This is a genomic window from Pseudomonas sp. QS1027 (genome assembly GCF_002814235.1).
Classification (GTDB): Bacteria; Pseudomonadota; Gammaproteobacteria; order Pseudomonadales; family Pseudomonadaceae; genus Aquipseudomonas.
On the sequence record NZ_PHSU01000011.1, the window covers coordinates 358,406 to 384,579 of the forward strand.

At 64.0% G+C, this 26,174-nt stretch carries 25 protein-coding genes; 8 read left to right on the forward strand and 17 right to left on the reverse strand.

Annotated features, from left to right (window positions below; genetic code table 11):
* Positions 1-55: 55 nt before the first annotated feature.
* On the reverse strand, positions 56-337 hold the full coding sequence (locus CWE01_RS12465; protein ID WP_100940822.1) for a GNAT family N-acetyltransferase: 282 nt from the start codon (positions 335-337) through the stop codon (positions 56-58).
* A gap of 684 nt (positions 338-1,021) precedes the next feature.
* Here CWE01_RS12465 and oprI point away from each other — a divergent pair.
* The gene (gene oprI, locus CWE01_RS12470) at positions 1,022-1,273 is read left to right on the forward strand and encodes an outer membrane lipoprotei OprI (protein WP_100940823.1); all 252 of its coding nucleotides are present in this window, start codon (positions 1,022-1,024) and stop codon (positions 1,271-1,273) included.
* 134 nt (positions 1,274-1,407) lie between these two features.
* On the opposite strand, the gene CWE01_RS12475 is transcribed toward oprI, so the two are convergent.
* The 3 genes from CWE01_RS12475 to CWE01_RS12485 all read right to left on the reverse strand — a co-directional run bounded on the left by CWE01_RS12475 (position 1,408) and on the right by CWE01_RS12485 (position 3,456).
* Entirely contained in the window at positions 1,408-2,373 is a 966-nt protein-coding gene (locus CWE01_RS12475) for a L,D-transpeptidase family protein (protein ID WP_100940824.1), read from the reverse strand.
* A gap of 129 nt (positions 2,374-2,502) precedes the next feature.
* Positions 2,503-2,796 (reverse strand): hypothetical protein, encoded by a 294-nt coding sequence (locus CWE01_RS12480; protein ID WP_100940825.1) that lies wholly within the window; start codon positions 2,794-2,796, stop codon positions 2,503-2,505.
* Between the two features lie 54 nt (positions 2,797-2,850).
* The gene (locus CWE01_RS12485; RefSeq protein WP_100940826.1) at positions 2,851-3,456 is read right to left on the reverse strand and encodes an arylesterase; all 606 of its coding nucleotides are present in this window, start codon (positions 3,454-3,456) and stop codon (positions 2,851-2,853) included.
* A gap of 10 nt (positions 3,457-3,466) precedes the next feature.
* Here CWE01_RS12485 and CWE01_RS12490 point away from each other — a divergent pair, with 10 nt between their 5' ends.
* From CWE01_RS12490 to greB, 3 genes are read left to right on the forward strand one after another with little or no spacing between them, the layout of a single operon-like run.
* The gene (locus CWE01_RS12490) at positions 3,467-4,150 is read left to right on the forward strand and encodes an ABC transporter ATP-binding protein (protein ID WP_100940827.1); all 684 of its coding nucleotides are present in this window, start codon (positions 3,467-3,469) and stop codon (positions 4,148-4,150) included.
* Positions 4,150-6,654: an ABC transporter permease gene (locus tag CWE01_RS12495; protein ID WP_100940828.1), complete on the forward strand. Its 2,505-nt coding sequence runs from the start codon at positions 4,150-4,152 to the stop codon at positions 6,652-6,654. The genes CWE01_RS12490 and CWE01_RS12495 overlap by 1 nt, the downstream gene beginning before the upstream one ends.
* Positions 6,655-6,688: 34 nt before the next feature.
* Entirely contained in the window at positions 6,689-7,186 is a 498-nt protein-coding gene (gene greB / locus CWE01_RS12500; RefSeq protein WP_100940973.1) for a transcription elongation factor GreB, read from the forward strand.
* A gap of 30 nt (positions 7,187-7,216) precedes the next feature.
* Here greB and CWE01_RS12505 read toward each other — a convergent pair whose 3' ends face one another.
* The 3 genes from CWE01_RS12505 to CWE01_RS12515 form a co-directional block, all read right to left on the reverse strand.
* Positions 7,217-7,525 (reverse strand): class I SAM-dependent methyltransferase, encoded by a 309-nt coding sequence (locus tag CWE01_RS12505; protein ID WP_100940829.1) that lies wholly within the window; start codon positions 7,523-7,525, stop codon positions 7,217-7,219.
* Between the two features lie 255 nt (positions 7,526-7,780).
* The gene (locus CWE01_RS12510) at positions 7,781-8,218 is read right to left on the reverse strand and encodes a DoxX family protein (protein ID WP_100940830.1); all 438 of its coding nucleotides are present in this window, start codon (positions 8,216-8,218) and stop codon (positions 7,781-7,783) included.
* 100 nt (positions 8,219-8,318) lie between these two features.
* On the reverse strand, positions 8,319-9,743 hold the full coding sequence (locus CWE01_RS12515; protein WP_100940831.1) for a transglycosylase SLT domain-containing protein: 1,425 nt from the start codon (positions 9,741-9,743) through the stop codon (positions 8,319-8,321).
* A gap of 236 nt (positions 9,744-9,979) precedes the next feature.
* Here CWE01_RS12515 and CWE01_RS12520 point away from each other — a divergent pair, with 236 nt between their 5' ends.
* The 3 genes from CWE01_RS12520 (at position 9,980) to CWE01_RS12530 (ending at position 12,685) form a co-directional block, all read left to right on the forward strand.
* Positions 9,980-10,786 carry a TatD family hydrolase gene (locus tag CWE01_RS12520; RefSeq protein WP_100940832.1) on the forward strand — a complete coding sequence of 269 codons (807 nt, stop codon included), beginning with the start codon at positions 9,980-9,982 and terminating at the stop codon, positions 10,784-10,786.
* 97 nt (positions 10,787-10,883) lie between these two features.
* A complete protein-coding gene (locus tag CWE01_RS12525; protein WP_100940833.1) occupies positions 10,884-12,362 on the forward strand; it encodes a methyl-accepting chemotaxis protein in 1,479 nt (492 codons plus the stop codon).
* Positions 12,363-12,445: 83 nt separating this feature from the next.
* Positions 12,446-12,685: a terminase gene (locus CWE01_RS12530; protein ID WP_100940834.1), complete on the forward strand. Its 240-nt coding sequence runs from the start codon at positions 12,446-12,448 to the stop codon at positions 12,683-12,685.
* A 36-nt stretch (positions 12,686-12,721) separates the two neighbouring features.
* On the opposite strand, the gene CWE01_RS12535 is transcribed toward CWE01_RS12530, so the two are convergent.
* The 6 genes from CWE01_RS12535 to CWE01_RS12565 form a co-directional block, all read right to left on the reverse strand.
* The gene (locus CWE01_RS12535) at positions 12,722-13,519 is read right to left on the reverse strand and encodes an acyl-CoA thioesterase II (RefSeq protein ID WP_100940835.1); all 798 of its coding nucleotides are present in this window, start codon (positions 13,517-13,519) and stop codon (positions 12,722-12,724) included.
* Between the two features lie 99 nt (positions 13,520-13,618).
* Positions 13,619-14,383, reverse strand: a complete 765-nt coding sequence (locus CWE01_RS12540) for a CHAD domain-containing protein (RefSeq protein ID WP_100940836.1) — start codon at positions 14,381-14,383, stop codon at positions 13,619-13,621.
* Positions 14,384-14,390: 7 nt separating this feature from the next.
* Positions 14,391-16,361: a DUF3488 and transglutaminase-like domain-containing protein gene (locus CWE01_RS12545; protein ID WP_100940837.1), complete on the reverse strand. Its 1,971-nt coding sequence runs from the start codon at positions 16,359-16,361 to the stop codon at positions 14,391-14,393.
* A complete protein-coding gene (locus CWE01_RS12550) occupies positions 16,358-17,341 on the reverse strand; it encodes a DUF58 domain-containing protein (RefSeq protein ID WP_177144237.1) in 984 nt (327 codons plus the stop codon). The genes CWE01_RS12545 and CWE01_RS12550 overlap by 4 nt, the downstream gene beginning before the upstream one ends.
* Complete coding sequence (locus tag CWE01_RS12555; protein ID WP_100940839.1) at positions 17,311-18,228, reverse strand: MoxR family ATPase; 918 nt, start codon at positions 18,226-18,228, stop codon at positions 17,311-17,313. Before CWE01_RS12555 ends, CWE01_RS12550 begins: the two co-directional genes overlap by 31 nt.
* Positions 18,229-18,440: 212 nt before the next feature.
* Entirely contained in the window at positions 18,441-18,719 is a 279-nt protein-coding gene (locus tag CWE01_RS12565) for a hypothetical protein (RefSeq protein WP_100940841.1), read from the reverse strand.
* Between the two features lie 209 nt (positions 18,720-18,928).
* Between CWE01_RS12565 and CWE01_RS12570 the strand changes: the two genes are divergently transcribed.
* Positions 18,929-19,975, forward strand: a complete 1,047-nt coding sequence (locus tag CWE01_RS12570; protein ID WP_100940842.1) for a patatin-like phospholipase family protein — start codon at positions 18,929-18,931, stop codon at positions 19,973-19,975.
* Here the strand turns inward: CWE01_RS12570 and CWE01_RS12575 are convergent.
* The 4 genes from CWE01_RS12575 to kdpB form a co-directional block, all read right to left on the reverse strand.
* Positions 19,972-20,661 (reverse strand): response regulator, encoded by a 690-nt coding sequence (locus tag CWE01_RS12575; protein ID WP_100940843.1) that lies wholly within the window; start codon positions 20,659-20,661, stop codon positions 19,972-19,974. The two genes, CWE01_RS12570 and CWE01_RS12575, sit on opposite strands and share 4 nt — an antisense overlap.
* A 36-nt stretch (positions 20,662-20,697) precedes the next feature.
* The gene (locus CWE01_RS12580; RefSeq protein WP_100940844.1) at positions 20,698-23,349 is read right to left on the reverse strand and encodes a sensor histidine kinase KdpD; all 2,652 of its coding nucleotides are present in this window, start codon (positions 23,347-23,349) and stop codon (positions 20,698-20,700) included.
* A 141-nt stretch (positions 23,350-23,490) separates the two neighbouring features.
* Positions 23,491-24,042, reverse strand: coding sequence for a potassium-transporting ATPase subunit KdpC (gene kdpC, locus CWE01_RS12585; protein ID WP_100940845.1), 552 nt, complete (start codon positions 24,040-24,042; stop codon positions 23,491-23,493).
* Between the two features lie 70 nt (positions 24,043-24,112).
* Positions 24,113-26,161 (reverse strand): potassium-transporting ATPase subunit KdpB, encoded by a 2,049-nt coding sequence (kdpB, locus tag CWE01_RS12590; protein WP_371315533.1) that lies wholly within the window; start codon positions 26,159-26,161, stop codon positions 24,113-24,115.
* Between the last annotated feature and the right edge of the window lie 13 nt (positions 26,162-26,174).

Below are 26,174 nucleotides of genomic sequence, written 5' to 3' on the forward strand. Positions count from 1 at the left end.
CAGGCAGACGCAAAAACGCCGGGCATTGCCCGGCGTTTTTGTATGCGTCGTGGACTCAGATCTTCGCGGCGTGCCGCTGATGACGTTCCATGTAACGCTCGACATAGGAGCAGGATGGAATCACCGTGTAGCCCATCTGGTCGGCATAGGCCAGTGCGTGTTCGGTCAGCGCCGCCGCAATGCCACGGCCGCGCAAGGCGTTGGGCACGAAGGTGCGGTAGATATCCAGGGTCTGCTTACCCAGGTCCATATAGGTCAGGTAGGCACGATGACCGTCCACATTGGTCTCGAATTGATGACCTGCCTGGTCATGGTGGATGGACAACGCCTCGCTCATCACTACTCCTCGCGGGTCTTGGGTTCTGACCCTACCTTACATGTTTTTCCGGCGAAGGGACCATCTGGCATCCTGCGAAAAATCGCTACAGCAGCCAAATCATCACAAATATCCTACGCCGCCCCGTGCCTGGTTGGACAACGAGAAGAGCCGACAGCTCCCGAACAAGTGGGCACCTGACAGATAGTAGGCGTCCTGCCCGCCCTGCTCAAGACACGCTCGTCATATGGTCCGACCGGCTCATGGTAGCCCGGCCGCACCGGCCCTTTCGCTGGAAAACCTGAACAGCGGCTGAAGATTGCCGGAATGTTATGTTGTAAGACGAACAGTGCTTCTTAAAGTCACTTTTCAATTGGCAAAGATGCCTCCCCGTCCTGCCGACGGTAGAAGAAAAGAGTCATTCGCCGCGACTAGCGCGACGCTTGTATGAGCAGTGGACAGTCCCTGTGACTGGCACACTAGTGCAGATTGGACTTGCCCAAAGCGCCCGACCCGCGCCCGGTTGCTGCACATTTTTCATACAGGATGATGAAAAGTTAGCTGAAAATATTCTCGTCCAAAAATTTTTTTTGCTTCTTGCGTTACGTCAGTTTACTTACTACAAGTAATGGGTAGTATGTATGCCGACTATATCCCCACTCTGGGGAGATGGTTATTAATAGAAAGTCCTTGAAGGGGAACACGATGAACAACGTTCTGAAATTCTCTGCTCTGGCCCTGGCCGCCGTTCTGGCCACTGGTTGCAGCAGCGCATCCAAAGAAACCGAAGCTCGTCTGACTGCTACTGAAGACGCTTCTGCTCGTGCCCAGGCTCGTGCTGACGAAGCTTACCGCAAAGCTGATGAAGCTCTGGCTGCTGCTCAAAAAGCACAACAGACTGCTGACGAAGCTAACGAGCGCGCTCTGCGCATGCTCGAAAAAGCAAGCAAGAAGTAATAATCCCTCGGGATTGTTATCAAGCCGATCCATTGCTGGATCGGCTTTTTTTGGCCTGGCAGAAAGTTGCCGGTTCCCAGGCATAAAAAAACCCGCCCGGACCTCAAGGCCCGGGCGGGTCGTTTACAACGCCCTTACTGCTGCAGATCGGGCGCGTTGGAGACCATCGACGGCGCTCCTGGAATGGCGATTTCCGTCGGCAGGCCATCTTCGGCCGCTACCACGTCACGCACCTGGTCCCAGTTGACCCGCAGGTTGTTCGCCAGGTCTTCACGCTTGAGCAGGGCATTGATCACCGCGGTGTGCTTGTCGACCACCGAAGGGTTGCCATTGTCGTCCAGCGGCGTATGGGCTTCGAGGAACACCTTGCCACCGCTCACGCCGAACTTGTAGGCCTCGTTGATAATCCGCACCGAAGTGCCCACCGGCACCATATCGGCCATTTCCAGCACGTTGTTGTTGTACATGCGGAAGCAACCGTGGCTGGTACGGGTACCGATGCCGAACTTCATGTTCGAACCGTGGATCAGATAACCCGGCGTGCCCAGGGCGAACTTGAACGGGCCCAGCGGGTTATCGGGACCGGCCGGCACCACGTTGGGCAGCGGATCACCCTCGGCGGCGTGCTCGGCCTTGATCGAGGCCGGCGGGGTCCAGGTCGGATTGGGGATCTTGGCGGTAATGGTGGTGTGGGCCACTGGCGAGCCCCAGCCTTCGCGACCGATCCCCAGCGGGAAGGTGTAGACCACATTCCGGCCTTTCGGGAAGTAGTACAGGCGATACTCGGCCAGGTTGATCACGATGCCTTCGCGCGGACCCGGCGGCAGGATGAAGCGGGTCGGCAGGACGATATCGGTCCCCGCCCCCGGCAACCAGGCATCGACACCCGGGTTGGCCGCGACCATTTCCGAATAGCCCAGGTCGTAGGTGGTCCCCAGGTCCGCGAAGGTGTCTTCGTACTTGGCCTTGAGTACCTGGACCTGGCCGACGATATCCTCGCCCGGCGGCGGCAACGGAAATTCCAGCGCCGAGACGGGACCCGCCACACAGAGGGCGGCTACAGACAGGCAACGGGCAACGGCAGGAAAGCGCGACAACATCCGGGACATCCTTCGCATGATCGACGTATCAGTGAATAAACAGCGATTGTACACCGACACCGCGCCGGCAAGGGAGACGGCGCGCCGGGACAATCGTAACGAGACAGGTACGGTACAGGTTGCCGGGGCTCAGAGCTCGAAGCGCAATTCCGGCCAGATCGGCGGCGTGCCGCGCTTCTGCGATTCGAGAATCGCCCGACACAGGGGACACAGGCGCTGGTCCTGGAAAATCGAGCGGTCCACCCCCGACCAGCGCGGCTGGGCCGGCAACAGCGTGCCGCACAGCGTCCGATCGGCCGAGCCGCCGAGTTCCAGCTGCCGGGTGACCAGGTGCACGCGTACTTCCTGACAGGCGAACAGATCGAGCTGCTCGTCGGGTTCGATCAGTTGGTAGGCAAACAAGGACCAGGCGGGACGCTGCATCGGGGGCTCCAAATCGGGGCGCCACCTTAGCCCAAAGCCGGCCGCTAGAAAAGCTCAAAGCAGCGGTTTCAGCCTCGGCCAGACGTTATCGAGCAACATCCCCTGACCAGCGGGCGCCGGGTGAATCCCGTCGGCCTGCATCAGCTCGGGGTGCCCGCCGATGCCTTCGAGGAAAAACGGCACCAGGGCGATGTGTTTTTCCTCGGCCAGTTCACCGTAGACCTTGGCAAAGGCCTGGGTATAGCGCGCCCCATAATTGGGTGGAATCTGCATCCCCAGCAGCAGGACTTTTGCCCCCGTGGCCTGGGACTTGTCGATCATCGATGCAAGATTTTGTTTCAATTGCGTCGGCAACTGCCCGCGCAGGCCATCGTTGCCGCCCAATTCGAGCACCACCACCTGCGGCTTGTGCTCTGCAAGCAGCGCCGGCAGTCGCGCCTGGCCACCGGCACTGGTGTCGCCACTGATGGACGCATTGACCACCTGATCGGCAAAACCTTCGGCCTTCAGGCGCTTTTCCAGCAGGGCGACCCATCCCACACGGGTATCCAGGCCGAAACCTGCGCTGATACTATCGCCCACGATCAGCACTGTAGCCGCCGCCGCGTTCTGGGCCATGCACATCAAGGCCAGGCCGGCACTCAAAAACCACACTCGCATCGGATTCTCCATGGGCGAAAGTATTCTCACCGCGCAGAACCTTAGCAAAGTGGTCCCCAGCACGGAAGGTGAACTGACCATCCTGCACCCTTTGAGCCTGACATTGAACAAGGGCGACAGCCTGGCCATCGTCGGTGCCTCGGGGTCGGGTAAATCGACCCTGCTGGGCCTGCTCGCCGGCCTCGACCTGCCCAGCGCCGGCGAAGTCACCCTGGCCGGACGCGCCCTGAGCACCCTGGACGAAGACCAGCGCGCGCGGGTTCGCGCCGAGCATGTCGGCTTCGTGTTCCAGAGCTTTCAACTGCTGGACAGCCTCAACGCCCTGGAAAACGTCATGCTGCCCCTGGAGCTGGACGGCCGAAGCGATGCCCGCGAACGCGCCCGCGACCTGCTCGAACGGGTCGGCCTGGGCCAGCGCCTGACGCACTCGCCACGCCAGCTGTCCGGCGGCGAGCAGCAACGGGTGGCGATCGCCCGGGCCTTCGCCGCCGAACCGGACGTGCTGTTCGCCGACGAACCCACCGGCAACCTCGACAGCCATACCGGCGAGCGCATCAGTGACCTGCTCTTCGAACTGAACCAGGAACGCGGCACCACCCTGGTGCTGGTGACCCACGACGAACGCCTGGCCCATCGCTGCCGGCGCCTGATCCGTCTTGATGCCGGCCATCTGGTCGGCCCCCTGGAGCCTTGATGGCACGCCTGCCGCTGTTGCGCCTGTTCAGCCTTGCCACCCGCCAGCTCCTGCGCGACGCCCGTGCCGGTGAGCTGCGGGTGCTGTTCTTCGCCTTGCTGGTAGCAGTCGCGGCGAGCACCGCCATCGGCTACTTCGGCGCGCGCCTGAACGGCGCGATGCTGCTGCGGGCCACCGAATTCCTCGCCGCCGACCTGGTGCTCGACGGCACCTCCGGCGCCCGTCCGGAGCAGGTCCAGTCCGGTCGCGACCTGGGCCTTGAACATGCCCGGGCGGTCGAGTTCTCCAGCGTGATCGCCACCGACAACGCTATTCAGCTGTCGAGCATCAAGGCCGCGGACGAACACTACCCGCTGCGCGGCGCACTCAAGAGCGCCGCCGAACCGTTCGGCGCCGAAACCGCCGGCGGTGGACCGGCGCCCGGCGAGGCCTGGGTCGAAGCGCGACTGTTGACCGCGCTGGACCTGAAGATCGGCGACAGCATCGATGTCGGGATGAAAACCGTGCGCCTGGCCCGGGTCCTGACCTATGAGCCGGATCGCTCCGTCAACTTCTACAGCCTGACCCCACGGGTGCTGATCAACCTTGCCGACCTCGACGCCACCGGCGTGGTCCAGCCCGGCAGCCGGGTCGACTACCGCGAATTGTGGCGCGGCTCGGCGAACGCCCTGGCGGCCTATCGCGAATCCATCACCCCTGGCCTGGCAGCGAACCAGCGTCTGCTCGATGCCCGCGACGGCAACCGGCAGATCGGCGGCGCCCTGGGCAAGGCCGAGCGTTACCTGAACATGGCCAGCCTGGTGGCGGTGCTGCTCTCCGGCGTCGCCGTGGCCCTCAGCGCCAGCCGTTTTGCCGCCCGGCGCTTCGACGCCAGTGCGCTGCTGCGTTGCCTGGGCCTGTCGCGCCGGGAAACCATGACCCTGTTCAGCCTGCAACTGGCGATGCTCGGCGTGCTGGCCAGTGTCTGTGGCGCCCTGCTCGGCTGGCTGGCTCAACTGGGCCTGTTCGCCCTGCTGCATGACCTGCTGCCCGCCGACGTACCGCCGGGTGGGCTGAGGCCGGCGCTCGCGGGTATCGGTACCGGGCTGGTGGCGCTGGCCGGGTTCGCCCTGCCGCCCCTGGCCGCCCTCGGCCGGGTGCCACCGCTGCGGGTACTGCGCCGCGACCTGCTACCGATCCCGGCCAGCACCTGGCTGGTCTACGGCGCGGCCTTGTTCGCACTGGGCCTGATCATGTGGCGCCTGAGCCTGGACCTGCTGCTGACCTTCGCCCTGCTCGGTGGCGGGGTGATCGCCGCGCTGGTGCTCGGCGGCCTGTTGCTGCTCGTACTGCAAAGCCTGCGTCGACTGCTGGCCAGGGCCTCGTTGCCCTGGCGCCTGGGCCTGGGCCAGTTGCTGCGCCATCCGCTGGCGGCGGCCGGGCAATCCCTGGCCTTCGGCCTGATCCTGCTGTCTATGGCGCTGATCGCCCTGCTGCGCGGCGAATTGCTCGATACCTGGCAGAACCAGTTGCCGAAAAATGCGCCGAACTATTTCGCCCTGAACATCCTGCCAGCGGACAAAGACGGTTTCCGCGACCACCTGATCCAGCTCGCGGCCAAGTCGGCGCCGATCTATCCGGTGGTGCCCGGCCGGTTGATCAGCATCAACGGCACCCCGGTACAGGAAATCGTCAGCAAGGATTCCGGCGGCGATCGCGCCACCCAGCGCGACCTGAGCCTGACCTGGGCCGCCGACCTGCCGCCGGGCAACACCCTGACCGAAGGCAGCTGGTGGCCGGACAAACCCAGCGGGGACATTCCTGGCGTCTCGGTGGAAACCAAGGTCGCCCTGAGCCTGAAGCTCAAGCTCGGCGATCACCTGGTGTTCAGCGTCGGCGGGGCCAACCGCGAGGCGCTGGTCACCAGCCTGCGGACCATCAACTGGGACAACTTCCAGCCGAACTTCTTCATGATCTTCCAGCCCGGCACCCTGCAGGACCTGCCGGCGACCTACCTGACCAGCTTCTACCTGGCACCGGGGCACGACAAGGACGTCGTCGAACTGTCCCGGGCCTTCCCGGCGGTGACCATCCTGCAGGTGGAGGCGCTGCTGGAGCAGCTGCGCAGCATCCTCGCGCAGGTGACCATTGCCGTGGAGTACGTGCTGCTGTTCGTCCTCGCGGCAGGCATGGCCGTGCTGTTCTCCGGCTTGCAGGCGACCCTCGACGAACGCATCCGCCAAGGCGCGCTGCTGCGGGCACTGGGCGCCGAGCGCAAGCTGCTGGTCAAGGCCCGGCGGATCGAGTTCGGCCTGCTCGGCGCGGCCAGCGGCCTGCTGGCGGCCCTCGGTACGGAACTGGTGAGCTGGGTACTTTACCGGTTCGCCTTCGACCTGCCGTGGCACCTGCATCCGTGGCTGTTGCTGCTGCCATTGATCGGCGCGGTGATGGTTGGCGGCGCCGGTGTGTTCGGCACCCGCCGGGCGCTCAATGTCAGCCCACTGACAGTGCTGCGCGAGGGCTGATAGACTCAAGGCCTTGATTCACCAAGGGATGCAGATGAGTCGTTATCGCCCACCCCGTACTGCCGGCACCGCCCTGATCACCCCCGAGGGCGAGGCCCGCATGCGCGCCGAGTTGCACGAGCTGTGGCATGTGCGCCGCCCCCAGGTCACCCAGTCGGTGAGCGAGGCGGCGGCCCAGGGCGATCGCTCGGAGAATGCCGAATACACCTACGGCAAGAAGATGCTGCGCGAGATCGACAGCCGCGTGCGCTTCCTGACCAAGCGCCTGGAAAGCCTGAAGGTAGTCGGCGAAAGGCCCAGCGACCTGAACAAGGTGTATTTCGGCGCCTGGGTCACCATCGAGGACGAAGACGGCAAGGAATCGCGCTATCGCATCGTCGGCCCGGACGAACTGGACCTCAAGCAGAACCTGATCAGCATCGACTCGCCACTGGCCCGGGCCCTGATCGGCAAGGCGCTGGATGCGGAAATTCGGGTTATGGCGCCCACTGGCGAACAACTGGTATACATCACCGCCATCGACTATCCCTGAGCCTGCCGGCGGTCATGCCTCCAGACCACCTCAGCGCCGTGTGATCAAACCCTGCCGCGCCACGCGGGTCAGTTGGCGGATCACGGCTTCGGCGTGCTCGGCATCCGGTGCCTGGATCACCGCCAGGTCGAAGCTGTCGTCGGCAAAGCGGGTCAGGGCGTCACCGTCCTCGACGAACTGGATCAGGAAGGCCGAAGCACGACCCTTGCGCCGCGGCCAGCCGTCGAGATAACGCAACAGCGTGGGCTGATGTGTACCGCCGAGAAGGATTTTAGGGTTGCGAAAAGGCAGGCTCGCCGTGATCGGCGTAAGACGTACAACGGGGCGTGGGTTGTTCAAAGTGCGTGTCTCCACCTCAACGATCTGCCGGGCAGGTGTGAGGCAACACCGAACCAGCGCTTTAGCGGTATTTCGAAGCTTCTCTCAAGCTTCTGTCGGCGGTCTTTCGACCCGCCTGGCGCCCCGCAAGTAGCTGTTTAAATCGGCGCATGTATTTATCCTAGAGAAGCCGGTAGCAAGCTGTCAAGAATCTCCCATAACGAAAAAGCCCGCAAAAATGCGGGCTTGTCTGATTCTGCGTAACGCGTTCCGGCCCTACGAACGGGCGATGGCCGCATCCGCCGAGAGTTTGCCGGCCCCTTCGATCAGTACCGCGAGTGTCCCGCCTAACAGGGCCAGGGCGAACTCATAACCGTTGTTGGCCATGAACAGACCGTTGTGGATATGCACCGAGAAGATCGCCACCAGCAAGGTGAAGGTCAGGCCCAGGGCAGCCGGACGGGCCAACAGGCCGATGATCAGGGCCAGTCCGCCGAAGAACTCGGTACCGCCCGCCAGCAGGGCCATCAGGTGACCCGGTGCCAGGCCGATGCTCTCCATCCATTGCGCCGTCCCGGCCAGGCCGTAGCCGCCGAACAGGCCGAAGAGCTTCTGAGAACCGTGGGCGGCGAAGATGATCCCGACGAAAATCCGCAGGACAGTCAGGCCATAGCCGGCACGGGTGCTCAGAACGCGGTTGATCAAGGTGCTCATGGGTGAATCCTTTTCAATATAGGGTTGATGGGCCTCATATTAATCAATTTTTAAAATGTAAAAAGCGCAAAAATCCTGGCAAAATAATCGATTTAATCGATTATTTTCGTGAAGCAATCTTCCGGGCATTCGGCTCCAGGGAGTCACGCTCCCGATCAAACGCCAGGTAGTACTTGTTCACGCTGTTCACATAGTTCACCGCGTTCATTCCCACCTGCTCCATGGCGATGCGCTCGACCTGGAAGAACCACTGGTTGGGATTCAAGCCACGGCGACGGGCCTCGGCACGCATGCCCTGGACCCGTTCCGGGCCCATGTTGTAGGCCGCCAGGACAAAGGCCATGCGCTCGCGCTCGTTGAGCTTGGGGCTGGCAAAGAACTTGCGCCGGATCATCGCCAGGTACTTGGCCCCGGCCTGCACATTGTTATCGACATTCTGGATATTGCTGACGCCGACCCGCTGCGCCGCCGAAGGGGTGATCTGCAGCAATCCGGTCGCGCCGCTGGCCCCCCGGGCACCGGGATCCAGGGCCGATTCCTTGAAAGCCAGCGCCGCCAGGTTCAGCCAGTCGATACCCTGGGCCTGGGCATGCCGTTGCAACACCGGACGGAGTTTTTCCAGCTTCGCCCGATCACTGCGGCTCAGCGGGTAATGCACCTGGTACAGGCGTCGGTAGATCCGCAGAAACGCCGCGTCCTGGTCCGAAGGGGTCTTGTAGGTCTTGAGGAAGCGGTCGATGCTCGCCCGCAGCATCGAGGCATTGTCGCGCACGAACCAGTGCATCTGCCCCGGTTCGCTGACCAGTACCTGCTTGTCGAAACGCAGCTTGGGCATGATCCGCGCCCAGCGCTCGGCTATCGGCTGCTCGACGACGGTCAGGTGAAAGATCCCGCCCTGGACCATCTCCAGCACATCTTCCACCGCCAGGCTCGGATCGACCCATTCGACCTTGACCGGCGGCAACTTGCGCAACGCCAGTTTCTGGTTGATCTGGTTGACCGCCTCGCCCGCGGCGCTGCCGGGGGTCAGGGCCAGGGTCCGGCCGGAAAGTTGTTCAAAACGGGTAAAGCGCTTCTCGCCCTTGAGTCCCACCAGCAGCAACGGCACCGTATTGCCGAGTGGATCGCTGGCGATCACCGCGTGACCCGGCTGGGCCTCGAGCAATTCCCCCGGGGCCACCAGATCGCCCTCCCCGCGCTGCAAGGCGCCGAGCAGTTGGTCCTTGGCCTTGGGAATGATCTTGAGGGTGATCTCCTGATTGTCGCGGGCCTGGCTGTTGAGGAACTGTTCAAAGGCGCGCAAGCGATGGTATTCGAGACCAATGACCTCGCCCTGGACTTCGCCGCTGCTGTTGCGACTCTGGTTGACCAGCACCCGCAGGACCCGGCTGCTACGGATCTCCGCGAGGTCGCGGACCTTGCCCGGCTGGGCGATTTCCAACGGCCCGGCCAACCGCGCAACCGCCGGCAACGGCAGCAGCAGGGACAGGCACAGCAGGAGCAACAGCGAGGGTCGCTTCTTCATCCGTTCTCCGGAAAGAATACTGCCCAGCCTCAGACAGGGTGGCCTGAGGTCGAACAACTGAAATCGAGCGTTTTTTGAACGCGAAAAGTGCGGAAGACTGGGTACGGCATCGGGGTCGTGCCAACCGATGTTTTCTTCCGGCTTTAAGAGACAGTCATAACTCGTTGTAGTTCTTGATTTTTATTATAAATCTACAGCTCTGGTATGCTTTTCGGCCTCTGGCCTGAGGTAGCACCATGCAACTCATCGATATCGGCGTCAACCTGACCAACCCCGGTTTTGCCGGCAAACAGCAGGAAATACTCGAGCGTGCCTATGCCGCCGGAGTCTGCCAGCTGATTGTGACAGGCACCAGTCTGGAGGGCAGCGAACAGGCGCTGGAGCTGTGCCGGGAGCTGGATCAGAGCGGTCAGCGGCTGTTCGCCAGTGCCGGTATCCACCCCCATTCCGCCAGTGACTGGACGACCGACAGTGCCGCTCGTCTGAAAGCCCTGCTGATGGAACCGAACGTCTGCGCGGTCGGTGAATGCGGGCTGGATTTCAACCGTGATTTCTCCCCGCGCCCGCAGCAGGAAAAAGTCCTCGAGGAACACCTGGCCCTGGCCGTGGAGTTACAGCGCCCGGTGTTCCTCCACGAGCGCGACGCCAGCACCCGCCTGCTGGAAATCCTGCGGGACTACCGCGACCGCCTGCCCGCCGCCGTGGTGCACTGTTTCACCGGCGAGCAGAAGGCACTGTTCAGCTACCTCGACCTGGACCTGCATATAGGCATCACCGGCTGGATCTGCGACGAGCGCCGTGGCACCCACCTGCACCCGCTGGTGCGGGACATTCCCCGCGGCCGCCTGATGCTCGAAAGCGACGCGCCCTACCTGCTGCCGCGCAGCCTGCGGCCCAAGCCGAAGAACGGTCGCAACGAACCGGCGTACCTGGGCGAAGTGCTGCGTGAAGTGGCCCTGCACCGCGGCGAAAGCCAGGAAGACCTGGCCGCCCACACCACCGCCTGCGCCCGAGTGTTCTTTAATTTGCCGGGCCTCGACTGAAGCGGCATTGACCCATATCAACAATCGTCTGATTCGGTAGCGGCACAATAATGGCACCTTGCCAAAACTGTTTCCGCTCAATCAGAGAAGACCTTCCATGGGTGCCTGGCTTAGCAACATCTCGCTGAAGTACAAGTTCTGGGCCGTGAACGCGGTCGCTTTTATCACCACCCTGTTTCTGGTGCTGTACGCCGTGCAGTTGGAGCAACAGGCCCGCACCGACGCCTCCCGCGCCGCGGTCCAGGCCCAGGCTCACCTGCTCGGCGCGTGGCCCGAAGGCAAGGCCTGGCCCGAGGGCGATAACCTGCTGCCATTCAAGACCGGTGAAACACCGACCTTCAAGGGCCAGATGCTGCCGCGCCTCAAGGACGCCAACGGTTGGGTCGCTTATGACTATATGCCGCTGTTCGGCGACAACCCGCTGCTCGGCGCGCAGGTGCTCAGCCGTGGCGAGCAACAGGTCGCCGTACTCGCCTATGCCCCCAGCCTGGCCCAGGTGTTCAGCGAACGTGTCGCCAACTATGCGGTGGCGGTGTTTATCCTGATGCTGGCGATGCTCGGCGCCTCGCAGTTGCTGATCCGCTTCCTGCTCAGCCAACTCAATACCCTCAAGGACGTGATGCTCCACGTGGAGAAAACCGGCGATCTCTCGGCCCGTGTGCCATTGGCCTGCAAGGATGAAGTCGGACAAATGGCCAGCGCCTTCAATGCCATGCAGGCCGGCTATCAGCGGGTGGTCGGTACGGTGGCGCGCACCGCGGCGCAACTGGATGTCGGCGCCGCGCGCCTGGCCTCGAGCATGAACGACGTGCGCCACGGCATGCTCGGCCAGCAGAGCGAAACCGACCAGGCCGCCACGGCGATCAACGAGATGTCGGCCACGGTCTATCACATCGCCCAGCACGCCGGCGCCACCCGTGACCTGTCGAAAACCGCCGACGACCTGGCCGGCAGCGGGCATGCCGTGGTCAGCCGGGTCCAGCAGTCGATCACCGGGCTGTCCAGCGGCGTGCAGCAGACCGCCGTGATGATCCAGCAACTGGCCGAGGACAGCCAGAAGATCAATGGCGTGGTCAGCGTCATTCACAGCATCGCCGAACAGACCAACCTGCTGGCACTCAACGCCGCCATCGAAGCGGCCCGGGCCGGGGAAATGGGTCGCGGTTTCGCGGTGGTCGCCGATGAAGTGCGCAACCTGGCCAAGCGCGTGCAGAGTTCCACCGACGAAATCACCACCATGGTGTCCGCCTTGCAGGCCGGCACCCGCGACGCCGTGGACTTTATGCAGGAAAGTTCGTTCAAGGCCGATGACTGCGTGCAGCAGGCCCGGGAAGCCGGCGAGGCGCTGGAGCAGATCACCAGCGCGGTGGCCCAGATGCGCGAAAGCAACACCCAGATCGCCGTGGCCGCCGAGCAGCAGAGCCAGGTGGCGGAGGAAATGAATCGGGCGGTGGTGAGCATCCGCGACGTGACCGAGAACACCGTGCAACAGACCGTGGACTCGGCCACCACCAGCAACGATCTGGCCAAGCTGGCGGGAGAGCTGAGCAAGGCGATTGGCCAGCTCAAACTATAAGGCCGATAGGAAGAGTTGATTCGCCCGGGCAGTTGGCCCGGCTTACTCTTTGTTCACCGACTACACGAACAGAGGACACGATCATGGGCCAACGTCACCCCAACTTCCCCGCCTGGCAATGGCGGGTTGCACCCCAAGCTTCGAACGATGGCACTCGCGAAGGCATGCAACTGCTGGCGCTGATCCTGTTCGCACTGTCCTTCCTGCTGGTGAGTTCCGGCGTGTTTGCCCGCAACCCGACCGACTTCGCCGTTGGCGTACTGGGCCTGGCGGCCGCAGTCAGCCTGCGCAGCAAAGGCCAGAGCCTGGCGCTGGAAGCCTGAGCCGGCGCCGTTCCCCTGAAGGCCGGCTTGCCGGCCTCAGGCAAACACGGTAACGGTCTGCCGGCTCAACGCAATCAGCCGTCCATCCGCACTCCACAAAGCCGCGGCCACATGGCCGTAGCCGTCGCGGGCATGCTCGATCACCGCGCGGTATTTGCACCAGTCCAGGGTATCGAGTTCCAGCAACGGCTGGACGAACTCGACTGTCCAGGTCAGGGTGCTGCCGGCCGCCGGTTTGCCCAGATGCGGCAACACCGCCGGCGGCCACGCGTCCACCAGTGCCAGCAGATGGGCCTCGGTCAACGGCTCTTGCCGGACATCCCCGCGCAGTTGTACCCAACCGCCCATCTCACGGGATTTGTTACTGGTAAAAGGCATGCCCCCAACGCCCCAGCGCATCGACAGATTGCGCATGAACTCCGGCATCACCCCCGGGATATAAGGCGCCTCCGGGCATTCGTCCCAGTGCTTGAACGTTGGCGCCGGCTCAGCCGCCACTTCCACCACCGACTCCCTGGAAGCACCGAAGCTGCCCTGCACCAGCGTCACCACCTGGCCATTTTGCACGGCCCGGCCCAGCACCTGGCTGACGGCCTTGCCCTCGCGCAACACCTCGACTTCAAAATCGATGGGCACCCCAGGCTCAGCCGGCCCGACAAAGGTGATTGCCAGCGAACGCACCGGCCGCTCGGCCGGTACTCGCGCCCGCATCGCTTCGTATTGCAGCGCCACCATCAGGCCGCCAAACGTGGCCCGCCCCTGCGCCCACTCGGCGGGAATGGAAAGCCCCTTGGGCTCGCGGCGAACCGCATCGAGCAAATCTGAAAAACGCATGCTGACCTCAGCTGGAAAAAGTCCTACGGAATAGTAACCAGCTCATCCGCACCACACAGCACTCATACCGGCCAAAGCAGCCGTCAAACAGGCCGCCACTCAGCTGAAACAGGTCTCGCTCAACCGATCCAGTACCCGGTCGGCCTTGTTTTCGGCCAGGGCCATGGTCCTGCGCCAACCCGTGACACAGGATTGCAGGTCCGGTTCCTGTTCCGCCCGCAGCAGCCACTGCCAGCAATCGTGCCAGTCACCCAGCGCTTCCTGGGCCGACTTCAGGGATTTCAAGGCCCGTGCCGGCAAGCGACTCAGGTGTGGATAAGCTTCGGCAGCGTAACGAACACGCTTGATCAACAGCCGCAACCGATGCCGGTCATGCAGCGGATCATGCAAGGCTTCATCCAGCGCCGCCCATTGTTTTTCCAGGCGCTTGTCGATGCGCTTGTGCAGGCCCTTCAACAGGCCCTGGTGCTGCGAAGCCCGGAGAAAACGCGGAAAGGCATCGAGCACACTGAACAGCTGTTTCAGTTCGGCACTGCGCGCCACCGCCCAGTAATCATCGGACAACTGTTCCGTACGCCGCGCCGCCGCCACATGATGCCCCTGCCGATGCAGGTAGGCAGCCAGTACTTCGCGGTCGCGGATCGGCGTGGTCAGACTGCCGACCTGCCGCGCCGCCTGCTCGACCTGTTCGACACCCGGCAAACCCCGCAACGGCCGCAACAGGCTGCGCAGGCGCCGTACCGTGGTACGCAAGTCATGCAGGCCCTCCTCGTCGGTCAGCGCATCCACCCGCGCGTGACAGGCCAACAAACGCACTTCCAGGCCCACGACCTCAACCACCAATCTATCCACCAGGGCAGACATTCGACACTTACTCCCAAATCGAACTTCCAAGACTACGACGCAATGACCGCAAGCGCTGTTGCAATGCATCCATCGACGGGGTCTGTTCAGCATAGCGCTGGGCCACGAAGCTCTGGACAAATGCATTGATATTTTCCGCCTGGCGCGGCAACTCCCGCGCCGCCCGCTCGCCAAATGCCTGTGGCCCCTCACCCGGCTCGCGCACCAGTCCGCGTCTACGCAGCAACTTTTCAAAGGCGGCGAACACCCGCAACGACGGATCCGAGGTGTTGCGCCAGGGCCGCAGCAACAACAGCGAAAGCAGCCCCAGGATCAACACCAGACCGACCGGCAGGACCCAGGCGGTCAGGTCGCCGAACCAGCGCCCGAGCAGTTGCAGTTGCTGGTCGCCCTGATAACCCAGGACCCAGCGCTGCCAACCATAATTGAGATTATCCCAGCCCTGACGCAGGTCATTGAGCCAGGTCAGGTGCTGGTAACGCAGCGGTGAGAGGGGCGAAGCGCCGAGCATGTCCTCGTCGGCCGCCAGGGCCTGTTCCAGTCCTTGATCGATACGTTGCGGAGCCACCGCATAGGTCGGATCGACACTACGCCAGCCCTGCCCGTCCTGCCAGTATTCGACCCAGGCATGGGCATCGTACTGGCGCACCGTGAGGAAGTTACCCGCCGGATTCAACTCCCCCCCTTGATAGCCGGCCACCATCCGTGCCGGAATTCCCGCCGCCCGCAACACGTAGACCATGGCCCCGGCGTAATGCGCACAGAAGCCCTGGCGGCTGTCGAACAGGAAACCGTCGATACTGTCGGTGCCCAGGGTCGGCGGCTTGAGGGTGTAGTAATACGGCTCGTCGTGAAAATGCTTGAGCACGGCCGCCACCAGTGCCTGGGGCTGTGGATAAGTTTGTCGCAACTGAGCCGCCCACTGCCGGCTGCGCGGATCGCCCTGGGCCGGCAACTGCAAGGCCTGGCGCCGGGCCCGCTCATTGAGTTGCGGATCGCGCACCACCTGCGGCCAGGACTCGGCCCGGTAGAGGAATACCTGCTGCACCGGCCGCAGGCGCTGTACCCGATAGTCCGCCAACTGGTGCACATCAACCTGATCGGTGCGCGCCACATCCAGCGCCGGCAACCAGGGTTTGCCGCTGGCCTGGAGGATGATGTTGTAGCGCCAGGACTCGCCGATGGCCTGCCATTTCGGCGCCGGGCTGTAGTTGACCGATGGCGCCTGGCTCCAGCGCCGGCCGTCGAATTGCTCAAGGGTCAGCGCCCGCCAGTACAGGTCACGACGCGGCGGCATGGGGCCGTCGAAGCTGGCGCGAAAAGCCAGCTCCGCGGAGCGTCCAAGCTCGGCCACATCCCCTGGCGACATGCTCTCGGACAACCCGCTCTGCACCTTGTCGATGGCCAACGGCAATGACCAGAGCGGCGCGATACGGGGGAAAAACAGGAACAGCAGGAGCATCAGCGGCAAGGCTTGCAACAGCAAGGTCATGGACAGTCGCAAGGTCCTCAGCGGCCGGGTCGTCGAGCCTTGCTGCAAACCGACCAGGGCCGCCAGCAGCGCCCCCACCGGCGCCAAGCTGTAGAACGCCCAGGGCAAGCTATCCTCGAACAGATAGGCCACCGCGACACAGAACAGCCCGAGGAAAATCAGCACCAGGGCATCGCGACGGGTGCGGGTTTCCACCAGCTTGAGGATGAACATCGCCACCAGCAGCACCGCCCCGGCGTCCAGTCCGATCAGGCTGCTGCGCGAGAGCCAGATGCCGCCGATGGTGACCAGCAGCAGAAGCAGCTCCATCAGGCGCCCGGGAAAACGCGCGCGCATGCGGTACACCTGGATCCGCCAGACCGTGCAGCCGAGCCACAGCCCGACCATCCACGGCGGCACATGGAACCAGAACGGCAGCATCACCAGGGTCTGGGCCACCAGCAGCCAGACCAGACTGGCGCGGGAAATCAGCGGCGCGGCGCTCATGGGCTTTTCCCGAACAGCGCAAGGGCCCGCAGGCACGCCTCGCAATGGGCCGCACCGCTGTCGCTGTCCAGCACCTGGTCAGGCAGACGCAAGGAGAAGCTCGTCTCGCGGCGGGACAATTCCAGCACCCAGTAACACAGGCGTGACAGGCGCTGCTCGACATCCCCGCCCAGGGCCAGGAAGTCCAGGCACAGCTCACGGCCGTCAAGCCGGGCGAATTCCTTGATCAGCAGGCCCTGGCCCCGGGAGTAGGCTTTCCAGTGCAGGCGCCGCCAGGAGTCGCCGGGCTGATAGACCTTCAAGCCCTGATAGTCGTCGACACCCTGGCCGTGGGCACGCATGCCCTCTTCGCGGTCATCGGTGAGCAGACTGGCCAGGGTCGGCAGCTCGCCTTCCAGGGGCTGTGGATAAACCAACACCTTCTGGCCCAGGTCGAGCCGGCTCCAGGTCCGCAGGATCCCCAGCGGAAAACTGCTCTCGACGCCGATACGCGGTGCGTGCAGCCAGCCGCGCACCAGGGTCGGCCGATTCAATTCCAGTTCGCAGAAGCCCGCAGGCGGCACATCGACGCTGTGCACGGCCTGCGTCGACCAGCCCAGTCCAATGGACTGATGGGCTTTGCCGGCACTTTCCAGGCGCACCAGAAAGCGCGCCTGCTCGCCGACAAACACTGCCGGCCCGGTACCGGCACTGAGCACCAGCCCCTGCAGATTGCGCCAGGTATGCAGGATCGCCACCACGAACACCGACAGCAGCAGGAAGCACAGGGCGTAGGCCAGGCTGCTCTGGTAGTTGATCGCGACCATCAGGATCAGCACCAGCAACGCGGCAAATACCCCGCCGGCGCGATTGGGCATGATGAAGATCTGCCGTTGGCTCAGTTGAATCCGCGCCGAGGGCGGCAGGCGCCGCACCATCCAGGCCTGCCAGGCCCCGCGCAGGCGCCGGATCAAAGCGCCGGCACCTCGCGCAGCAGCCACTGCACCAGGGCACCGCCGCCCTGCCCGGCCGGATCGGCACGCTCGCGCAGACGATGGCTGACCACCGAGGGCAAGACCGCCTGGACATCTTCCGGCACCACATAGTCACGCCCGGCCAACAGCGCCCAGGCCCGGGCGGCGGCGAGGATCGCCAGGCTCGCGCGTGGTGACAGGCCCCAGGCGAATTGCGGCTGGTCGCGGGTCGCGCCAACAAGACGCAGCACATAGTCCACCAACGGATCGCTGGTGCGCACCTGCTTGACCTGCTGTTGCAACGCCGAGAGTTCGGCATGGTTGAGGATCGGCTGCAACGTCGGCAGCAGGTCGCGGCGCGACACGCCTTGCAGCAAGGCCTTTTCCGCGGCCCGGGCCGGATAACCGAGGGACACCCGCATCAGGAAACGATCGAGCTGCGACTCCGGCAGGGCGAAGGTGCCGCCCTGGCTGCTGGGGTTTTGCGTGGCAATCACGAAGAACGGCGACGGCAAGGGCCGGGTGGCGCCTTCGATGGTCACCTGGCCTTCTTCCATGGCTTCGAGCAAGGCGCTCTGGCTCTTGGGCGTGGCCCGGTTGATTTCGTCGGCCAGCACCAGCTCGGCGAAGATCGGCCCCGGGTGGAACACGAACAGCCCACTGTCCTTGTCGAACACCGAGGTGCCGAGGATATCGCTGGGTAACAGGTCGGAGGTGAACTGGATACGCTGGAAACTCAGGCCGAGGACCTTGGCCAGGGTGTGGCTGAGGGTGGTCTTGCCCATGCCGGGCAGGTCTTCGATGAGCAGATGACCGTTGGCCAGCAGGCAGGTCAGGGCCAGGCGAACCTGCGCATCCTTGCCCAACACCACCTGGTTCACGGCCTGCAGGCAGGCTTCCAGTTTACTGCGCATAGGCAGACATCCAAACGTGGGGAGAAGCCGGGGATATTAGCGTGTTTCCAATGCAATGCAGGTGTGTGAAATACCCCTGTTTTCTACAACAACATCGAACCTGTAGGAGCGGCTGGTCGACGCTCGATTGCTGGCGATGGACGCGACGCGCTGTATCAGTTGCACCGCATCATCGTTCATCGCCGGCAAGCCGGCTCCTACAGGGGCGGGGCTCAACGCCCGGCGCGGGACTCACGGATGTAGAAGCGCGCTTTCTCGGCCTTGTTGGTACAGCCCTCATAGGCTTCGAACTGCTGCTGGGTCTTGGCCCCGGTCAGCAGCGACAGCGCCTTGGAGTAGCTCACGGTCCCGGCAAAGCCTTCGGCCTTGGCCAGGTCCAGCTCATGCCAGGCGGCATCCAACTCGGTACCACAGCTGTCTCGGTAGGCAGTCTTGCCCGCGCAACCGGCCAACGCCAACGCAATCAATGGCACACAGATCCAGGCTTTCATCGATGACACCTCAGGAAAAAATAAACACTTGTGCAGATTATGACGGCGCGCCAGGCAAAAAGTGCCTTGGCCTTTCACTCAAGATTAACCAATCGAGATGACGATGGGTGCAGTGGCGACAATTCGACGGCAAAGAACAGCCGATGCGACGATTGTACCCGCCTCGCTGGAGGTGCATTGTTAGCAACAGCTTGCTCAAGGACTGACTCATGAAAAAACGTGTTGCGCTGGTGCTGGGCTCGGGTGGGGCTCGCGGGTATGCCCATATCGGGGTGATCGAGGAAATCGAAAGACGCGGTTACGACATCGCCTGCATCGCCGGTTGCTCCATGGGCGCGGTGGTCGGCGGCATCTATGCGGCGGGCAAACTCGACGAGTATCGCCGCTGGATCGAAAGCCTGGACTATCTGGATGTGCTGCGCCTGGTGGACGTGAGCTTTCGCCTGGGCGCCATTCGCGGTGAAAAGGTCTTCGGGCAGATCCGCAAGATCGTCGGCGAGGTCAATATCGAAGACCTGCGCATTCCCTATACCGCCGTCGCCACCGACCTGACCAACCAGCAGGAAATCTGGTTCCAGGAAGGTTGCCTGCACCAGGCGATGCGCGCCTCGGCGGCGATTCCCAGCCTGTTCACCCCGGTGATGCAGGGCAATCGCATGCTGGTGGATGGCGGCATTCTCAATCCCCTGCCGATCGTGCCGGTGGTCTCCAGCCACTGTGACCTGATCATCGCCGTCAACCTCAACGCCACCAATCAGAAGCAGTACCAGCTACCGGTGATCCAACGGCCTCCGGCGTTCAAGAGCCGCTTCAACAACCTGCTCAGTTCCATGGGGTCGCGCCTGCCGTTTCGACGTAGACAGGCCGAAGAACTATTGCGCCTGGAACAGCAGAGCCTCGCCAGCGATGCCGCCCAGGTCGGCAATCCCTGGCTCGACGGCCCGGAACCCCAGGCCCAGCAACCGGCCGCCGCGCCGCAAGGCGATGGCGCACCGAAGTCCGCCACCGGCTCGTTCATCATCGACAATGTGGGGCCGGCCTCGCTGCTGGATCTGATCAACCAGAGTTTCGAGGTGATGCAGACCTCGCTGGCGCAATACAAGATCGCCGGCTACCCGCCGGATATCCTGATCAACGTGCCCAAGCGGGTGTGCCGCTTCTTCGAGTTCTACAAGGCGCCGGAGCTGATCGCCCTGGGCCGGTTGATTGCCAGCGATACGCTGGATCGCTATGAGGAAGAAGGGCGCCAGGGCTAGTTATCGAGCAACCGATAACCGACCCCCGCCTCGGTCACGATAAACCGTGGCGCGGTCGGATCATCCGCCAGCTTCTGGCGCAGATGCCCGACCACGATCCGCAGGTAGTGACTGTCTTCGGTATGGGTCGGGCCCCAGATATCCTTGAGCAACTGCTGCTGGGTGATCACCCGCCCCGGATGCCGCGCCAATTGCGCCAGCACCGCGTACTCCTTGCGGGTCAGCGCCACTTCCGTGCCGTCGAGCAGCACCCGCCGGTAGGCCAGGTCGATGGTCAGCGGACCGAAAGTCAACGCCGCCTCCTGGGCCTCGCCGCTGGGCGCCTGGCGCAACAGGGCGCGAATCCGCGCGAGAAACTCCTGGATACCGAACGGCTTGGTCACATAGTCATTGGCCCCGCCATCCAGCGCCTCGACCTTCTGCCCCTCGCCGGCCCGCACCGAGAGCACCAGCACCGGCGCCGTGGACCATTCGCGAAACTCACGCAGCACCTGCTGGCCGTCCATGTCCGGCAAGCCGAGGTCGAGTACCAGCAGGTCCGGCTTGTTCAGGGCGGCATGGGCCAGGCCCTCGGCGCCGGTGCCGGCCTCCAGCACCTTATAGCCCTGGGACACCAGGCTGATGCGCAGGAACTTGCGAATCTGCGGTTCATCGTCGATGACCAGGATGGTCGCAGTTTGGGTCATGGTCTTAACATCATGGCAATCGGTGGCCAAAGCATATCAGGCTTCACTTTCAATGCCCGGTTGCTCCTGCAAAGGGAGGAACAGGGTGATACAGGTGCCATGGCCGTCAATGCCATCATCCACGGCAATATGTCCGCCGTGTGCACCGACCATCCCCTGGCAGATCGCCAGGCCCAGGCCCGTGCCCTGCCCGCCGCGATCGCCACGGGCGGCGGTGTAGAACATGTCGAAAATCTTGTGCCGCTCATCTTGCGGAATCCCCGGTCCTTCGTCACTGACGGAAAAAAACAGCTCCTTGTCGGTGGTGCCGGCACGCAGTTGCAGGCGCCCCTGGGGCGGTGAAAAGCGCGCGGCGTTTTCCATCACGTTGATCAGCGCCTGTTCGATCAGCGCCGCGTGCACATAGAGTAGCGGCAAATCCGCCGGCAGCTCGGTACTGACCTGCAATGGTGCCAACACCGCCCGCAGCCGGTTCAGCGCGCTGCCGATGATATCCGCCGGCGCGACCCAGTCGCGGGCCAGCTTCAGCGCCCCGTGGCCCAGCCGGGTCATGTCCAGCAGGTTCTGGATATAACGGTCCAGGCGCTCGGCTTCGTCGCGGGTGCCTTCCAGCAGTTCCCGGCGATCTTCCAGGGGGATCGCCTCGCCCAGCGCCAACAGGCTGTCGATGCTGCCGCGCATGGAGGTCAACGGCGTGCGCAGGTCATGGGACACCGAGGCCAGCAAGGCACTGCGCAGTTGTTCGGTTTCGCCGTGCAGGCGCGCGGCCTCGAGGTCGTCGGCCAACTGCGCCCGGGCCAGCGCCTGGGCCAGCGGCTGGCTGAGGGCGGTCAACAGGCGCCGACGCTGCCCGCTCAGGGTCTGGCCCTCCTTGGGGCAGACGCCCAGGAGAGCCAACGGCCCCTCTTCCGCCGACAACGGCCACCACCACCAACGCCCGAACGGCAGCGTCCCGGTGCCCATGCCCGCCGGCTGGTCGTGCTGCCAGGCCCAATCGGCGGCGGCCCGCTCGGATTCGGAGAAGGTCTGCGGGCCGCCGGTCTCGACTTTCCAGCCACCCTGGCCGTCACGGTTGAGCAGGCAGATTTGCAGCTCCTCCCAACCACTGAGGTGCTGCGAAGCGGCGCTGATCACCGCCTGGCGATCAGTGGCCGCCGTCAGCTTGCGCGACAGGTCGAGCAGTTCGCTGGTTTCTTCCTGGGTGTCGCGCAGGGCCTCCAGTTGCCGCCGCTGACGGGCCGCGAGGTTACCGGTGAGCGCCGCCATCAAGAGGAAAAACAGCAGCGTCAGGACATCCTCTTCACGCTGGATGGCGAAGGAGAATTTCGGTGGGATGAACAGGAAGTCGTAACTCAGGAACGACAGCACCGCACAGGCCAGCGACGGCCCCAGGCTGCTGCGCACCGCCACCAGCAAGACGGCGGCGAGGAACACCAGGGAGATATTCGGCAACGGCAGGACACTGGCCACACCCCAGGCCAGGGCAGTGGCCAGGATCGTCGCCACCAGCGCCATCGCGTAGTCGAACCAGACCACCGCTTGCGGGGCGCGGGTACGCGTCACCTGCTGCTCTTCGTCACGGTCCAGCACGTTGATTTCCAGGCCGTGGGCACTGCGTAACAAACGCGCCGCCAGGCCGCCACCCAACAGTCGGCGCCGCCAGTTCTTCCGCGACTGTCCGACCAGCACCAGGCTGGCGCGGCGTTCGGCGGCGTGCTGAATCAGGGTCTTGGCCACTTCCCCGGCGCGCAGCAGCACCACTTCGCCGCCGAGGCGCTCGGCCAGTTGCTGGGCGCTTTGCAGGCGCAGGCGCGACTGCTCGTCGCGCACGCTGCCGTTGTCCACATGCACCAGGCTCCAGGGCAGGTGCCGACGCTGGGCAACCCGACTGGCATGGCGCACCAGGCGCTCGGCCTGGGCGTCACCGTCCACCCCCACCAGCAAGCGCCCGCGCAGGGCCGGCGCCGACTGGCCGAGGGTCCGGTAACCCAGGGCCAGGTCGTTGTCGACCTGGGCCGCCGCCGTCTGCATGGCCAGCTCGCGCAGGGCAGTGAGGTTGGTCTGGGTAAAAAACGCGTCGATGGCGGCGCGGGCCTGCTCCGGCACATAGACCTTGCCGTCGCGCAAACGCTCCAGCAGTTCACGGGGCGGCAGGTCGATCAGCAGTAGCTCATCGGCCTCCTGCAGGACCCAGTCCGGCAAGGTTTCACGAACCTGCACGCCGGTAATCCCGCGCACCTGGTCATTGAGACTTTCCAGGTGCTGGACGTTGACCGTGGTGAACACGTCGATACCGGCGGCCAGCAACTCCTGGACATCCTGCCAACGTTTGACGTGACGGCTGTTGGGCGCGTTGCTGTGGGCCAGTTCATCGACCAGCACGAGCTTGGGCTTGGCCTTGAGCAGGCCATCGAGGTCCATTTCTTCAAGCAGGACCCCGCGATACTCGGAGCGCACCAGCGGCTGCTGCGGCAAACCGCTGAGCAGCGCCTCGGTTTCCGCGCGGCCGTGGGTCTCCACCACCCCGGCGAGGAGTTTCACGCCCTGGCGCAGTTGAGTGTGGGCGGCCTGCAACATGGCGTAGGTCTTGCCGACACCGGGCGAGGCGCCGAGAAAGACCTTGAGCCGGCCACGACCGTCGCGGGGCAGTTCTGCTAGGAGCGCGTCGGCGCGACCGGAATCACTCATGTCGTCGGTTCTCACTTATGAAGCTGATACCACCGTCCCTTGCAGGAGCCGGCTTGCTGGCGATAGCGGTTATCCAGGCGACAACGATGCCGGCTACCAGATCGCATCGCCAGCAAGCCGGCTCCTACAGGGTTACAGCGTTTATTTCGAAACTTCGGCCAGGGCCGCATTCAAGGCAAGCACATTGATCACCGGAGGGCCAATCAAGGGTTGCTCGATATGTTCTTCAACCAGGCGTTCGACATCGGCCGCCGGCAGGTTGCGCGCCTGCGCTACCCGCGCCAGTTGATAGCGAATCGCCTCGGGAGGCAAGTGCGGATCGAGACCGCTGGCCGACGTGGTCAGCATCGACAGAGGCACCGGGCCCTGGCCGGGCACCGCCTGCTTGGCCGCATCGTCAAAGATCCGCGTGGCCAGGGCCGGGTTGCTCGGGCTCAGGTTACTGGACGAACTCGACACGGTGGCGAAGGCCCCCGCCGAAGGCCGCGGATGGAACCAGGTGTCACCGGTGAAATCCTGGGCAATCAGGGACGAGCCACGGACCTTGCCGTCGGCGTCGCGCACCAGGCTGCCATTGGCTTGTTGCGGGAAGACCACCTGGGCCACGCCGGTGACCACCAGGGGATAGGCGACGCCGGTAATCAGGGTCATCAGGACCAACAGGCTCAAGGCCGGACGTACTACGCTGGACATGTTCAATTCCTCAAATTCAGGGGTACACAACCTGCAGGAGCCGGCTTGCCGGCCCCTACAGAAAAACGCGTCACACCAGGTGCAGCGCCGTCAGCAGCATGTCGATGGCCTTGATCCCCACGAACGGCGCCACGATCCCGCCCAGTCCGTAGATCAGCAGGTTGCGCCGCAACAGGTGCGCGGCACTCGCCGCCTGCACCCGCACGCCACGCAGGGCCAGCGGGATCAGCACGACGATGATCAGGGCGTTGAACACGATCGCCGAGAGGATCGCGCTCTGCGGGCTGGTCAGGTGCATGACGTTGAGCACGCCCAGCTGTGGATAAATCGAGGCGAACAGCGCCGGCAGGATGGCGAAGTACTTGGCCACGTCGTTGGCAATCGAGAAGGTGGTCAGCGCCCCCCGGGTAACCAGCAATTCCTTGCCGATCTGCACCACGTCCAGCAGCTTGGTCGGATCGCTGTCGAGGTCGACCATGTTCGCCGCTTCGCGTGCAGCCTGGGTGCCGTCGTTCATCGCCATGCCGACGTCGGCCTGGGCCAGTGCAGGGGCGTCGTTGGCACCGTCACCGCACATCGCCACCAGACGACCGTCGTTCTGCTCCAGGCGAATGCGCGCCAGTTTCTTCTCCGGGGTGGCTTCGGCCAGCACATCGTCGACCCCCGCCTCTGCCGCAATCGCAGCCGCGGTCAGGGGGTTGTCGCCGGTCACCATCACGGTGCGGATACCCAGCTTGCGCAATTCGGCGAAGCGATCACGAATGCCTGGCTTGACCACGTCCTTCAGGTGAATGGCCCCCAACAGGCGACCATCGGCACAGACCAGCAACGGCGTACCACCGCTCTGGGCGATCCGGTCGACTTCCCGGGACAATACCGGCGACAGGTCGCTGCGCTTCTGGCCGACAAAGGCCAGCAGTGAATCCACCGCGCCCTTGCGATACACCCGGCCCTGGTAGTCGACACCCGACAGGCGCGTTTCGGCGCTGAACGGCACGGCGGTCAGTTCGGCCGCCGCCGGTTCCTGCTGCGGATGCAGTTCACGCAGGTACTCGACAATCGATTTACCTTCGGCGGTGTCGTCCGCCAGCGAAGCCAGCAAGGCGCCTTCAGCCAGTTCCTTGGCGCTGACGCCTGGGGTGGCATAGACCGCCGTGCAGCGACGGTTGCCGAAGGTGATGGTGCCGGTCTTGTCCAGCAGCAGCACATGCACGTCACCCGCCGCTTCCACCGCACGGCCGGACTTGGCAATCACATTCAGGCGTACCAGACGGTCCATCCCGGCGATACCGATGGCCGAGAGCAGGCCGCCGATGGTGGTCGGAATCAGGGTCACCAGCAGCGCCACCAGGAACACCAGCGGCAGGCTTCCGCCGGAGAAGTGGGCGAACGGCTGCAGGGTCACCACCACCAGCAGGAAGATCAGGGTCAGGCCGATCAGCAGGATGTCCAGCGCCACTTCGTTGGGGGTCTTCTGGCGCTTGGCGCCTTCCACCAGGGCGATCATGCGATCCAGGGTCGACTCGCCGGGGTTGGCGGTGATGCGCACCACCAGCCAGTCGGACACCAGACGGGTATTGCCGGTGACCGCCGAACGGTCGCCGCCGGACTCGCGGATCACCGGTGCGGATTCACCGGTAATCGCCGCTTCGTTGACGGCGGCGATCCCTTCGATCACCTCGCCGTCGCCAGGAATCATTTCCCCGGCGACCACCCGTACCACGTCACCTTTGCTCAGGTTGGCGGCCGGCACCGATTCGTAGCTGCCATTGGCCTTGCGACGATGGGCCACCAGGCCTTCGCTGCCAGCCTTCAGGCTGTCGGCGCGGGCCTTGCCGCGACCTTCGGCCAGGGCCTCGGCAAAGTTGGCGAACAACACGGTGAACCACAGCCAGAGGGCGATCTGGGCGGAGATAAAGGTCGAAACGGCGGGGTCCGGCACAAAGCACAGGACCGTGGTCAACACCGCCGTCAGTTCGACCACCAGCATGACCGGCGCACGTTGCAACTGACGCGGGTCGAGCTTGACGAAGGCTTGGACCAGGGCCGGACGCCACAGGGCGGACATCGCGGTCTTGGGCTGTTCGACGACAGCCGGTTTTGTTGCGGGTAGAGGCATATTCATCATCAGA

What these genes read in the sequence shown, in the direction of transcription:
- CWE01_RS12565 (WP_100940841.1), bottom strand. Translation starts at nt 18,719, where the DNA reads ATGAAAGCCTGGATCTGTGTGCCATTGATTGCGTTGGCGTTGGCCGGT.
- kdpB (WP_371315533.1), bottom strand. Translation starts at nt 26,161, where the DNA reads ATGCCTCTACCCGCAACAAAACCGGCTGTCGTCGAACAGCCCAAGACC.
- CWE01_RS12570 (WP_100940842.1), top strand. Translation starts at nt 18,929, where the DNA reads ATGAAAAAACGTGTTGCGCTGGTGCTGGGCTCGGGTGGGGCTCGCGGG.
- CWE01_RS12495 (WP_100940828.1), top strand. Translation starts at nt 4,150, where the DNA reads ATGGCACGCCTGCCGCTGTTGCGCCTGTTCAGCCTTGCCACCCGCCAG.
- CWE01_RS12485 (WP_100940826.1), bottom strand. Translation starts at nt 3,456, where the DNA reads ATGCGAGTGTGGTTTTTGAGTGCCGGCCTGGCCTTGATGTGCATGGCC.
- CWE01_RS12510 (WP_100940830.1), bottom strand. Translation starts at nt 8,218, where the DNA reads ATGAGCACCTTGATCAACCGCGTTCTGAGCACCCGTGCCGGCTATGGC.
- CWE01_RS12480 (WP_100940825.1), bottom strand. Translation starts at nt 2,796, where the DNA reads ATGCAGCGTCCCGCCTGGTCCTTGTTTGCCTACCAACTGATCGAACCC.
- CWE01_RS12540 (WP_100940836.1), bottom strand. Translation starts at nt 14,383, where the DNA reads ATGTCTGCCCTGGTGGATAGATTGGTGGTTGAGGTCGTGGGCCTGGAA.
- CWE01_RS12490 (WP_100940827.1), top strand. Translation starts at nt 3,467, where the DNA reads ATGGGCGAAAGTATTCTCACCGCGCAGAACCTTAGCAAAGTGGTCCCC.
- CWE01_RS12515 (WP_100940831.1), bottom strand. Translation starts at nt 9,743, where the DNA reads ATGAAGAAGCGACCCTCGCTGTTGCTCCTGCTGTGCCTGTCCCTGCTG.
- CWE01_RS12580 (WP_100940844.1), bottom strand. Translation starts at nt 23,349, where the DNA reads ATGAGTGATTCCGGTCGCGCCGACGCGCTCCTAGCAGAACTGCCCCGC.
- CWE01_RS12545 (WP_100940837.1), bottom strand. Translation starts at nt 16,361, where the DNA reads ATGAGCGCCGCGCCGCTGATTTCCCGCGCCAGTCTGGTCTGGCTGCTG.
- CWE01_RS12555 (WP_100940839.1), bottom strand. Translation starts at nt 18,228, where the DNA reads ATGCGCAGTAAACTGGAAGCCTGCCTGCAGGCCGTGAACCAGGTGGTG.
- CWE01_RS12575 (WP_100940843.1), bottom strand. Translation starts at nt 20,661, where the DNA reads ATGACCCAAACTGCGACCATCCTGGTCATCGACGATGAACCGCAGATT.
- CWE01_RS12525 (WP_100940833.1), top strand. Translation starts at nt 10,884, where the DNA reads ATGGGTGCCTGGCTTAGCAACATCTCGCTGAAGTACAAGTTCTGGGCC.
- CWE01_RS12465 (WP_100940822.1), bottom strand. Translation starts at nt 337, where the DNA reads ATGAGCGAGGCGTTGTCCATCCACCATGACCAGGCAGGTCATCAATTC.
- CWE01_RS12530 (WP_100940834.1), top strand. Translation starts at nt 12,446, where the DNA reads ATGGGCCAACGTCACCCCAACTTCCCCGCCTGGCAATGGCGGGTTGCA.
- greB (WP_100940973.1), top strand. Translation starts at nt 6,689, where the DNA reads ATGAGTCGTTATCGCCCACCCCGTACTGCCGGCACCGCCCTGATCACC.
- CWE01_RS12520 (WP_100940832.1), top strand. Translation starts at nt 9,980, where the DNA reads ATGCAACTCATCGATATCGGCGTCAACCTGACCAACCCCGGTTTTGCC.
- oprI (WP_100940823.1), top strand. Translation starts at nt 1,022, where the DNA reads ATGAACAACGTTCTGAAATTCTCTGCTCTGGCCCTGGCCGCCGTTCTG.
- CWE01_RS12475 (WP_100940824.1), bottom strand. Translation starts at nt 2,373, where the DNA reads ATGTTGTCGCGCTTTCCTGCCGTTGCCCGTTGCCTGTCTGTAGCCGCC.
- kdpC (WP_100940845.1), bottom strand. Translation starts at nt 24,042, where the DNA reads ATGTCCAGCGTAGTACGTCCGGCCTTGAGCCTGTTGGTCCTGATGACC.
- CWE01_RS12535 (WP_100940835.1), bottom strand. Translation starts at nt 13,519, where the DNA reads ATGCGTTTTTCAGATTTGCTCGATGCGGTTCGCCGCGAGCCCAAGGGG.